Source organism: Glutamicibacter sp. NPDC087583, from assembly GCF_044743685.1.
In the GTDB taxonomy this organism is placed as follows: Bacteria; Actinomycetota; Actinomycetes; order Actinomycetales; family Micrococcaceae; genus Glutamicibacter.
Genome location: NZ_JBIUWY010000002.1, coordinates 304,589 through 315,804, shown reverse-complemented (window position 1 = coordinate 315,804; position 11,216 = coordinate 304,589). Strand labels below are relative to the sequence as shown.

Sequence of the window (11,216 nt, the reverse complement as noted above, 5' to 3'; positions counted from 1 at the left end):
GCAAGAGAGATGAGTGAAGTAACTATCGAGTACTGCGGACAGTATTATCCTGTCCAAGACGCCAAGCCCTTCACCATCGGCCGAGAAGGCGATCTGGCCATCGACGACAATCCCTACTTGCACCGGCACTTCTTGACGATTACCAAGCAAAGCGGGCTGTGGTGGCTTAATAACGTCGGTAGCCGGCTGACCGCGACGATTGCTGACCGTACCGGCGGACTGCAGGCCTGGCTCTCGCCGGAATCGAGCCTGCCCCTGGTGCTGAACCGGGTGGGCGTGGTTTTCACCGCCGGTCCCACCACCTACGAGCTATCGATTCATGTTGCGCAGCCGGCATTCCGGCAGGCCTACATGGACTACGACGCTTCGGGCGAGACTACCATTGGCCCGGTGCTGCTGACCAGTGCCCAGCGGGCCTTGGTCGTTGTCCTGGCTGAGCCGATGCTGCGCCGTGAAGGCACTGGCTTGAGTTCAATTCCCACGAGTGCCGCTGCCGCCGCCCGGCTGGGGTGGGGAATTACGAAGTTCAATCGCAAACTCGATAACGTCTGCGACAAATTGGACAAGGCCGGCGTGGCCGGGCTGCGCGGGGGGCCTGGAAAATTGGCCACCAACCGCAGGGCGCGACTGGTGGAACATGCTGTGAGTTCGCATCTGGTGACTCGTGCAGACCTAGCCATCTTGGACTTCGAAGTTCCCGACGAAGACTAGGTTGCCAGCGGCGCTGCACAGAGCAATGGCCCGGAAAATTCCGCTAGGGAACGTTCCGGGCCATCGCTTTCAGCAGGCCTTAGCGCCGGCCAATAGTCCAGCCCAAACGCGGGGCCAGCGCCCGGCGCCTGCGGATCCGGGCTACACGCTTTTTGGGCTCTGCGGCTTCTGGTGCAGGAGCCGGAGTATTGCCCATGGCAGCGAGCAGCGCGGTAACTACCGCCACTTCCTCGTCACTGGGGTTTCCCTTGGTGACGCGGATCTGCGGGGCAACAGGCAACGCAGCGTTCTGTTCCATGGGAGTGCTCCTTATTGGTTTTAGCTGGTACTAGGCGGGCAGGCACTGCTGCTTACAGCGGGATGTTGCCATGCTTCTTCGGAGGCAGGCTAACGTGCTTCTCGCGCAGCGCGCGCAGGCCGCGAACCAGCTGGAAGCGGGTCTCGCTCGGGGCGATGACCGCATCCACGTAACCCAGCTCCGCCGCCTGGTAGGGGTTGAGCAGTTCGGCCTCGTAGTCGTCGATAATCTGCTTGCGGCGGGCCTCGACGTCTCCGCCTTCGGCTTCCACTGCGGCCAGATCGCGGCGGTAGAGGATGTTCACTGCGCCCTGGGCACCCATCACGCCGATTTGCGCGGTAGGCCAAGCCAGGTTCAGGTCCGCGCCCAGCTTCTTCGAACCCATCACGATGTACGCTCCGCCGTAGGCCTTGCGGGTGATCACGGTCAGCTTCGGCACCGTGGCCTCGGCGTAGGCGTAGAGCAGCTTCGCACCGCGGCGGATGATGCCCTGGAATTCCTGGTCCTTGCCCGGCAGGAAGCCTGGCACGTCCACGAAGGTGAGGATCGGGATGTTGAAGGCGTCGCAGTTGCGCACGAAGCGGGCAGCTTTTTCCGAGGCGGCGATATCCAAGGTGCCAGCGAACTGCATTGGCTGGTTGGCGACGATGCCCACGGTGCGCCCTTCGATGCGGGCGTAGCCAATCATCACGTTCGGTGCGTACAGCGACTGCATTTCAAAGAAATGCTCGTCGTCGACAACCGACTCGATGACCGTGCGCATGTCATAAGGCTGGTTGGCGGAGTCCGGGATGAGCGTATCGAGCTCCAGGTCCTCGGCAGTGATATCCAGCTCTTCATCGAATTCGGCAATCAGCGGATCCGAGAGGTTGGACGACGGGAGGAAGTCCAGCAGTTCCTTGCAGAACTCCACGGCGTCTTCTTCATCGGACGCAAGATAGGTGGCGGTACCGGTATTGGCGTTGTGCTGGCGGGCGCCGCCCAGGGTTTCCATGTCGATTTCCTCGCCGGTAACCGTCTTGATGACGTCCGGACCGGTGATGAACATGTGGCTGGTCTTGTCGACCATGATCACGTAGTCGGTCAGTGCAGGGGAGTACGCTGCACCACCGGCCGATGGGCCCATGATCAGCGAGATCTGCGGGACAACGCCCGAGGCATGGACATTGTTGCGGAAGATGTCGGCGAACATGGCCAGGGAAGCGACGCCTTCTTGGATGCGGGCACCTCCGCCATCCAGGATGCCGACAACTGGGCAGCCGTTGCGCAGCGCAAATTCCTGGACCTTGACGATTTTCTCGCCATTGACCTGGGACAGGGAGCCGCCGTAGACGGTGAAGTCCTGGGAGTAGACAGCCACCAGGCGGCCATCGACGGTGCCGTAGCCGGAGACCAGGCCATCGCCTAATGGCTTCTTCTTCTCCATGCCGAAGGCGGTGGAGCGGTGGACTGCGAGGGCGTCGAACTCAACGAAGGAATCCTCGTCCATGAGCATTTCAATGCGTTCGCGGGCAGTGTGCTTGCCGCGGGAGTGCTGCTTTTCAATCGCTGCTTCGCCACTTGGCGCTTTAGAGAGCTTCTGGCGGCGGCGGAACTCAGCAAGCTTTCCGGCGGTGGTGGACAGGTCGATTGACTCGGCTGCCTCGGTTCTGCCCTGCGTCATGCCTTCGACTCCCTCGAGTTGTCTTCAATGTGTAGGAATGGCACAAGAAAAATGCCAACTAAGCCAGTCTAGCTGGGCAAACAGCTCATTTGTTTGTAGGAATCTTACAAAATGGCCCGATATCTGGTGCGTGGCACGCCAGAATAAGTTACTGAACAGTAGCTTAGTGGCGGACTATCGCGTAATCTATATCACATGACTAGTGAATCGCGCACTCTTATCGCACCTGTTCCCGGGAACCTGGAAAACCGCACCATCCTGATGAGCGGCGGTAGCCGCGGCATCGGCCTGGCTATCGCCCTGGCCGCAGCCAAGCATGGGGCCAATGTGGTCCTGCTGTCCAAGACCGATACGCCGCATCCGGCACTGGAAGGGACCATCCACACCGCCGTTGCGCAAATCGAAGAAGCAGGTGGCAAGGGCCTGGCCGTAGTTGGCGATGTCCGCGTGGACGCCGATGTGCAGCGCGCGGTGGAAGAGGCCGTGGCAAAGTTCGGCGGCATCGACATTGTGGTCAACAACGCCTCGGCCATCAACCTGGCCAAGACCGATCAGCTTGATATGAAGCGCTACGACCTGATGCAGGACATCAACGTCCGCGGCACCTTCCTGCTCTCAAAGTCCGCGCTCCCGTACCTGCGCGCCTCCGAGCATGCCCATGTACTCACCCTCTCCCCGCCATTGAACCTGGAACCGAAGTGGGCTGGACGGCATTTGGCCTACACCATGGCCAAATACGGCATGTCGCTGACCACCCTTGGCCTGGCCGAAGAGCTGAAGGACGATGGCGTCGGCGTGAACTCGCTCTGGCCCGAAACCCTGATCGATACCGCAGCCATCCGGAACCTGCCGGGCGGACAGGAAATGGTTCAGGGAGCGCGCGATGCTTCGGTCGTGGCAGATGCCGCCATGGCCATTCTTGCCAGCCCGCCAGCCGGAGTCAGCGGAAACTTCTTCACGGATGGACAGGTGCTGACGCTGGCTGGCGAGACGGACCTGGAGAAGTACACCTTGAACCCCGAAGTCCCGCTGGTTGAAGACATCTTCCTCTAGGCAGATGACGAGGCAGTACTAAGCATAATCATCGGCCGGTGCCATAGGGTTGGAGGTATGGAAAACCCGCATGGCACCGACCGCGCAGTTCTCGATTCCCGGCTCTTCACCGAGCTCACCGCCCAGCTGGAATTGGGGCTGGTTAATATCAAGCCAACCTCCGGTTCAACCAATACCGAGTTGGCGCAACTGGCTGGCAATGGGGATGCCGGCCACCTCAGCGTGTACTTCACGGAGCACCAGCAGGCAGGCAAAGGGCGTTTGGGCCGTGAATGGGTAACTCCGGCAGGATCCTCCCTGACCGTCAGTGTCTTGGCGGTGCCCGGTCCCAGCTTCCCTGCCGAATCCCTGTCTTGGTACACCATGCTTGCGGCCTTGGCCTGGAGCCGAGCCGCCGAGAATATCGGCGGCGTTCCCTTGGGCATCAAATGGCCCAACGATTTGTTGGCCGGAGAGCAGAAAGTCTGCGGCATACTGGCGCAAATGGTTCCAACTGGCAACGGCTACGGGGTAGTGGTTGGCACCGGAATCAACGTGAACCAGAACCGGGAAGAGCTTCCGGTGCCCACCGCGACGTCCCTGCGTTTGGCTGGCGCCCAGAACTTGGACCGCACCGAACTGCTGGCTGAGTACCTGAAGCAATTCGCAGCACTGGATCAGGGTTTCCGCCGGGTCGGCGGCTTTGCGCAGATGCCGTTGCCGGGAAATAATGGAAAATCTTTGCGCCAGCTCGTCAGCGACAAGCTGGCCACACTGGGACATGAAGTGCGTGTGGAATTCCCCGATGGATCCACGCTGGTTGGCAACGCGGTCGAGTTGGGCGCAGACGGCTCGTTGGTCCTGGAATATGGAACCGGGCAGCGGAAGCACGTGATGGCAGGGGACGTGCACCACGTACGGCGCGCCGACGGAAAGTATGCCTAACCAGACTTGGGTCTTGGCCCGGGACTATTATTGGAGATGATGACCGAAACACGGAGTCGAGAACAGGAGGGGCGAGGAACAACACGATGAAGTTGCCGCTGCATGAAAGGGAACGAGTGATTATCAAAACTCGTGAACATTCGCGAGTGCTGCGCCAGCCCGTGGGAGCCTTCCTCGTATTGACTGCCGTGTGCACCTTCTCGTTGGGCTATCTCTCCCGGGACGATCTCTCGGACTGGCTAGCTGGCAACGCGAATGTGTGGATGGTCGTTTCGGTGGTTCTCTGGGCCGCACTGGTGCTGATCTGGAGCGTGATTCCCTGGGCCCGGTGGCTACGCAGCCAAATCGTCTTGACCACCGAGCGGATCATGTTCCGGCCCACATACAACGATGGCAAGCTGCAATCTGTAGGATTATTTACAGTTCGCGACCTCGTCGCGCACAGCAAGGCGAAGAACACCATGACGCGTGCGGGAACCTTGGATATCGTGCTGAACCAGGGATACGTGAGACTCTCACATGTCCCCTCGGTACCGTATTTCCGTTCCCTGGCAATGGAGGCGATGGCGAACCTGCGCAGCAACCAGAATGCGGCGCACACCGAAACGACGAACAGTGAGGGCATGGGGGCATGAGCACCGAGCACACCAACACACCCCGAGCAGACTCTCCGCAGTCCGCCGCCGAGGCTGTCCGCGGCGCCCGCCAGCACCCCCCTGTGGCCACACCGGCCGAGTCGGATCCAATTTTCGAACTTGCGCAGGCCATGGAAGGCCCCTTGCGCATTCCGGCCCACACCCCCGACGCTGTCCGCGACACCGTCGCTTCGCTGGAAAGGCGGCTCATCGGCGGCCAACGCGAATTCCGTCGCCGCGAGGTCGCTTCCGAGGCCGGTGTTTCCCTGCACTCCGCGCGCAAGCTCTGGCGCGCCATCGGCTTCCCTGAACTCAGCGATGATGAAGTGTTCTTCACCCAGGCCGACAAGGAAGCCCTGGGCACCATGGTGGGGATGGTCCGCGAAGGCAAGCTGACCGAAGAAACCGCCATTTCCCTGATGCGTTCGGTTGGCCAGATGACTGACCGCATGGTGGTGTGGCAGATCGAAGCACTGGTTGAGGACATGATCGCCAACCAGAACATGTCGGATCGCCAGGCGCGCCGCCAGCTTTTCGGCCTGCTGCCCGAAATCATTCCAGCGATTGAAGACCTGCTGCTCTACTCATGGCGCCGCCAGCTGAACTCTGCCGTGCACCGCATGGCATTGCGGGTGGAAACCGGAGTGGCTGCCTACAACCAAGACCGTGGCGACGAAGATGGCGGCACCCCGCTGCCACTGGCCCGTGCGGTGGGCTTTGCCGACCTGGTCTCCTACACTTCGCTGTCGCGCCGCATGAACGAGCGCACCCTGGCCCAGCTGGTGCAGCGCTTCGAAGCCAAATGCGCCGAAGTCATTTCCGTGGGCGGTGGCCGCCTGGTCAAGACCATTGGCGATGAAGTGCTCTACGTGGCCGAAACCCCGCAGGCCGGCGCCGAGATTGCGCTGTCCTTGTCGCGCGAGCTGGCCAAGGACGAGCTCTTCCCGCAAACCCGCGGCGCGGTGGTCTGGGGCCGGCTGCTCTCACGCCTGGGCGATATCTATGGTCCTACGGTGAACATGGCGGCTCGGCTGACCTCGCTGGCGGAACCGGGCACCGTGCTGACCGACGCGATTACCGCAAACACCCTGCGCAATGACGCACGCTTTGTGCTCACCGCCCAGGAAATCACCGCGGTGCGCGGCTTTGGAGACATTCAACCCTATGAGCTCTCCGCAGGCGAGGGAGCAGGACTGGTGATTGACTAGTGGCTAAAGAACCAGCACCGGTACCGTTCATCCTCGCCGCGGCAGGGCTGACGGACGTGGGCCGGAAACGAACGCAAAACCAGGACCGCATCCTGATGCACGACATCGTGTATGCGGTAGCCGACGGCATGGGCGGTCACGAAGCTGGCGAGGTGGCCAGCCAGCTTGCGGTGGAAACCATGCAGGAAATCTGCACCTTCGCCAATAAGACGTCGGTTCGGAAACTGCCATCCGTGCCGGATGTCCAGCGCCAGGTGCAACTGGCTGATGACCGCATTCGCGAAGCGCTTGAATCACGTGGCGGCACTACCTTGTGCGCAATGGTGCAGATCAAGACCCCGGGCAAAGGCCGGGACAATGTGACCGCTCCACTGGCCGCGGTGCCGCCCTGGACCTCAAGTTTCGCGATGACGCAGAACACCGATGTCATCTCCAAGATCACTCCGCAAATGCTGGAGAACCACCGCGCCAGTTTGGCTCCAGCTACCGAGCCGATCCCGGTAGTCGCCGATGAAATCCCGAGCCTGTTGCTGGTCAATGTGGGGGACTCGCGCGGATACCGGTTGCGTGATGGCGCCCTGCAGCAGCTGACCCGTGACCACTCGGCCGTGCAGGAAATGGTGGATGCCGGGCAGATCACCGAGTTGGAAGCCCGCAATCATCCGCACCGGAATCTGATTACCCGTGCGCTTGGCGCCGGCGCCGAAAGCCAGCCGGATCTCACCGTCTTGCAGCCGCGCATCGGCGACCGCTACATGCTGTGCAGCGACGGGCTCTCGGGCGAACTGACCGAAGACATCTTGCAGACCTTGCTGGTGAACTACAAGGACCGCACCGAAGCGGCCCGGATTCTCACCGGGGCCGCACTGGAAGCTGGCGGCCGGGACAACATCGCGGTGATTGTCCTTGATGTGCTGGCAGCCGAGTCCGCGCAAATTGACGCACCCGGGAACTAGGGCTCCAAGCCAGCTAAACTGTCCGCCGGTGGGGCACAATTGAATACGTGAGTGAAAAAGACGTAACACCAGTTGAGGCCACCAACGTTCCGCCAGAAGCTGACAAGTCCCGCTATGAACAGCTGGTCGAGCAGATCCGTGCCCACCGCGAGGCGTACTACCAAAACGATGCTCCTCTGGTCTCCGACGCGCAATACGATGCGTTGTTCCATGAGCTCCAGCTGCTCGAGGCAACCTATCCCATCCTGGCTGGACAGGATTCGCCCACGCAGGAAGTCGGCGGCGAAGTTTCCGCCGCCTTCGCATCGGTCACCCACGCAAGCCGCATGTACTCGCTGGAAGACGTTTTCTCACTTGATGAACTCGAAGCGTGGCTCGAACGTGCCCAGGTCAATGCCGAACGCCTGCACCCGCAAACCCCGGTCAAGTGGCTGTGCGAAGTCAAAATCGATGGCCTGGCACTGAACCTGACCTACCGCCAGGGCAAGCTGGTGCGTGCAGCTACCCGCGGCGACGGCACCACCGGTGAAGACGTTACCCACAATGCGCTGACCATCGGCGACATCCCGCAGGAGTTGTCCGGCACCGGCTGGCCCGAAGAATTCGAAGTCCGCGGCGAAGTTTTCATTGCCACCGATGACTTCAACAAGTTCAACGAAGCGTTGATTGCCCAGGGCAAGGCGCCCCTGGCCAACCCGCGCAACGCGGCCGCCGGGTCCTTGCGCCAGAAGGACCCGGAACAGACTGCCAAGCGTCCGCTGCGCATGTTCGTGCACGGACTGGGCCGCAGCCGCGATTTCAACCTTGCTGAACAGTCCCAGGCTTACGAGCTGATGCGCAACTGGGGTCTTCCGGTTTCGCCCTACGGCCGCGTTGTCGGCAGCCGCCAGGAAGCCAAGGACTACATTGCCGAGCACGGCGAGAAGCGCCACGACTTGATCCATGACATCGATGGCATCGTCATCAAGGTCGATGACCTGGCCACCCAGGAACAGCTGGGCTACACCTCGCGTGTTCCACGCTGGGCTGTCGCCTACAAGTACCCGCCAGAAGAAGTGCACACCAAGCTGCTGGACATCCAGGTCCAGGTGGGGCGCACCGGCCGCGTGACGCCTTTCGGCGTGATGGAACCGGTCCTCGTCGCTGGCTCCACCGTTGCCCGCGCGACCCTGCACAACCAGGAAGTCGTCAAGGCGAAGAACGTCAAGATTGGCGACACCATTATCCTGCGCAAGGCGGGAGACGTCATTCCTGAAATTGTTGGCCCGGTGCTGCCACTGCGTGAGGGCAACGATGACCTGCGTGATTTCGTCATGCCTGTCGAATGCCCATCCTGCGGGCAGCCACTGGCGCCGGCCAAGGAAGGCGATGTGGACATTCGTTGCCTCAACGCTGAATCCTGCCCGGCCCAGCTCACCGAACGCGTGGCCTACCTCGGCGGACGCAGCGCCCTTGATATCGAGGCGCTGGGCTACGAAGCAGCAGCGGCCCTGACCAGCGGTCCGGGCGAGGACCCTGCCACCCAGGGCGGCATCATTCTGCCTGCTGGCTCCGGCCCGCTGAAGAATGAAGCCGAACTGTTCAACCTCAAGGACATGCTCGACGAGCTTGGCGAGGTGAAGGTATGGCGGGAAAAGCGTTCCAAGGGGGAAGGCACCGGCATTTTCGAGCTCGTCCCGTACTTCTACTCCAAGGCCACCGCCAAGAAGCCGTCAGAACCAACCAAGAGCACCATGAAGCTGCTCGATGAGCTGGAAAAGGCCAAGGGCAACCCGCTGTGGCGCGTGCTGGTGGCACTGTCCATCCGCCACGTTGGCCCGAACGCTTCGCGGGCCATTGCCACCCGCTACGGCTCCATGGATGCCCTGCTCGAGGTCCTTGACTCGGGCAACGCCGAGGCTGAACTGAGCGAAATCGATTCCGTCGGATCAATCATTGCCGACGCGCTGGTGGACTGGTTCAAGGTGGATTGGCACCGTGAAATTGTCTCCTCCTGGCAGGCCGCTGGGGTGAAGATGGAAGACGAGCAAGATGCGAACATCACCAAGAACCTCGAAGGCTTGGCCATTGTGGTGACCGGTACCTTGGAACACTATTCCCGCGATACCGCCAAGGAAGCGATCATTGTCCGTGGCGGCAAGGCCACCGGCAGCGTTTCGAAGAAGACGGACTTCCTGGTGGCCGGCGAAGCCGCAGGGTCAAAGCTGGACAAAGCCCAGTCCCTGGGTGTTCCGGTACTGGACGAAACCGGATTCGGCGTCCTGCTTGAACAGGGCCCAGACGCAGCGCGCGAGGTAGCCCTCGCCGCACTAACGGAAGGCTAGAAATGGACCGCGCAGTGACTCATGATCCGCTGGTAATGGTTGCCCGCCGGGCCGCCGCCGCCGGCGCCGAAGTACTCAACCGCCGCGATGAATCGCAGTTCAACCTCACCGACAAATCGGCGGCCGGGGACTGGGTGACCGACTTCGACCGTGCCGCCGAGGAAGCAATTCGCGCGGCCATCCTGACCTCCCGGCCCAACGACGAATTGACCGGCGAGGAATATCCAAGTGCCAAGCCTGCGAACCCGAGCGGCTTGCGCTGGAGCATTGATCCGCTGGATGGCACCACGAACTTCGTGCGCAACATCGCCTATTACTGCTCCTCGGTGGGCGTCTGCCAACGCAACGAGGATGGCAGCGAGACCTGGGTAGCCGCGGCCATCGTCGCCCCTGCATTGCAGGTGGAATACTTCGCCGGAAAGGGATTGGGTGCATGGAAGCTTGATCTGCGATCCGGGAAGCTCACACAGCTCACCGGGCCGGCCGAATCCGAGACCAGGATCCTGGCAACTGGCTTCGGCTATGATTCCCAGCGCCGCCAGTTCCAAGCCCAAGTGCTCGGGCAGATGCTCCAGGACTACGTCAATGTGCGCCGACTCGGCTCGGCCGCGCTGGACCTGTGCCTGGTGGCCGAGGGGTCTTTGGACGCCTACGCCGAATATGGCACCCAGGAGTATGACTGGGCTGCCGGCGCGCTGATTGCAGAGGAAGCCGGATGCCAGGTAGGCAGGCCCAGCAGCAACCCGGGCTGGCAGTACGCCGGATTGGTGGATCCAGCCAAGCTCGCGGAGCCTAGCGCCTAGGGAAGCAAAGCTGCTATCCACTGATGCGCGTAATGGATGGCGATGCCCACAGCTACACCGCCGCACACCTGTGTGGCGGTGTGCTGGCAGCTGCGGATCCGGGCCCAGGAAAGCACCGCAAGGAAGAACACCACTAGCGGCATCAGCTCGGCCTGCTGTCCCGCCACCTGCAAAACAACGTAGGTGCCCACAGCCAGGTGCACCGAGACCTTCCACCACAAATTGATCACGGCAACAAGCGCCAATCCAAGCAGGATGCTGAGCACTTCGAGGAAGATCCCGGAACCGGCATCCATGACCCGCAGCACGAGCAGGCCGCACAGGATCAATCCTGCGGTATAGGCATAGATCCCATGCCGCTGACGCCGTACGGTCACGTGCATATCGGTGACCTTGCCGCGCAGTTTCGCCCCGGCCAGGATCAGCCACGGAATAATCGTGGTGAACAAGGCGGCAACAATCGACTCGGTCCAGCGCACTGAGGAATCCCGCCATGGCGTTGCCAACAGCAACACGGTGGCCAGGATAATGGGGGAGAGCACGTGCGAAACCACTAAGGCGATTTTTCGCACCGAAAGAGGTGAGCTGGCTGTCGAGGTCTGCTGCATCGGGGTCATTGGCCTTGATAGGGGTAGCGGTTT

General features: G+C 61.6%; 11 protein-coding genes. 8 read left to right on the top strand and 3 right to left on the bottom strand.

The features are described 5' to 3' along the window. Window positions 1-9: 9 nt before the first annotated feature. On the top strand, window positions 10-711 hold the full coding sequence (locus ACIOU9_RS07680) for a hypothetical protein (RefSeq protein ID WP_133833030.1): 702 nt from the start codon (window positions 10-12) through the stop codon (window positions 709-711). 79 nt (window positions 712-790) lie between these two features. Here ACIOU9_RS07680 and ACIOU9_RS07675 read toward each other — a convergent pair whose 3' ends face one another. Beyond that, window positions 791-1,009, bottom strand: a complete 219-nt coding sequence (locus ACIOU9_RS07675; RefSeq protein WP_105657136.1) for an acyl-CoA carboxylase subunit epsilon — start codon at window positions 1,007-1,009, stop codon at window positions 791-793. 52 nt (window positions 1,010-1,061) lie between these two features. Then, window positions 1,062-2,672 carry an acyl-CoA carboxylase subunit beta gene (locus tag ACIOU9_RS07670; RefSeq protein WP_105657137.1) on the bottom strand — a complete coding sequence of 537 codons (1,611 nt, stop codon included), beginning with the start codon at window positions 2,670-2,672 and terminating at the stop codon, window positions 1,062-1,064. A gap of 195 nt (window positions 2,673-2,867) precedes the next feature. On the opposite strand from ACIOU9_RS07670, the gene ACIOU9_RS07665 reads away from it, so the two are divergent. The 7 genes from ACIOU9_RS07665 (at window position 2,868) to ACIOU9_RS07635 (ending at window position 10,575) form a co-directional block, all read left to right on the top strand. Then, window positions 2,868-3,725: an NAD(P)-dependent oxidoreductase gene (locus tag ACIOU9_RS07665; protein ID WP_133833029.1), complete on the top strand. Its 858-nt coding sequence runs from the start codon at window positions 2,868-2,870 to the stop codon at window positions 3,723-3,725. A 57-nt stretch (window positions 3,726-3,782) separates the two neighbouring features. After that, window positions 3,783-4,649 carry a biotin--[acetyl-CoA-carboxylase] ligase gene (locus tag ACIOU9_RS07660; protein ID WP_402696456.1) on the top strand — a complete coding sequence of 289 codons (867 nt, stop codon included), beginning with the start codon at window positions 3,783-3,785 and terminating at the stop codon, window positions 4,647-4,649. Window positions 4,650-4,735: 86 nt separating this feature from the next. Next, on the top strand, window positions 4,736-5,284 hold the full coding sequence (locus ACIOU9_RS07655) for a hypothetical protein (RefSeq protein WP_133833027.1): 549 nt from the start codon (window positions 4,736-4,738) through the stop codon (window positions 5,282-5,284). Continuing rightward, the gene (locus ACIOU9_RS07650) at window positions 5,281-6,492 is read left to right on the top strand and encodes an adenylate/guanylate cyclase domain-containing protein (protein ID WP_105657141.1); all 1,212 of its coding nucleotides are present in this window, start codon (window positions 5,281-5,283) and stop codon (window positions 6,490-6,492) included. The genes ACIOU9_RS07655 and ACIOU9_RS07650 overlap by 4 nt, the downstream gene beginning before the upstream one ends. Beyond that, window positions 6,492-7,448 (top strand): PP2C family protein-serine/threonine phosphatase, encoded by a 957-nt coding sequence (locus ACIOU9_RS07645; RefSeq protein ID WP_402696454.1) that lies wholly within the window; start codon window positions 6,492-6,494, stop codon window positions 7,446-7,448. Before ACIOU9_RS07650 ends, ACIOU9_RS07645 begins: the two co-directional genes overlap by 1 nt. A gap of 47 nt (window positions 7,449-7,495) precedes the next feature. Beyond that, window positions 7,496-9,772, top strand: a complete 2,277-nt coding sequence (ligA, locus tag ACIOU9_RS07640; protein ID WP_286172049.1) for an NAD-dependent DNA ligase LigA — start codon at window positions 7,496-7,498, stop codon at window positions 9,770-9,772. Between the two features lie 14 nt (window positions 9,773-9,786). Continuing rightward, window positions 9,787-10,575, top strand: coding sequence for an inositol monophosphatase family protein (locus ACIOU9_RS07635; protein ID WP_332594782.1), 789 nt, complete (start codon window positions 9,787-9,789; stop codon window positions 10,573-10,575). Here the strand turns inward: ACIOU9_RS07635 and ACIOU9_RS07630 are convergent. Further along, a complete protein-coding gene (locus tag ACIOU9_RS07630; protein WP_133833024.1) occupies window positions 10,572-11,129 on the bottom strand; it encodes a hypothetical protein in 558 nt (185 codons plus the stop codon). The genes ACIOU9_RS07635 and ACIOU9_RS07630 overlap by 4 nt on opposite strands. Window positions 11,130-11,216: the final 87 nt, after the last annotated feature.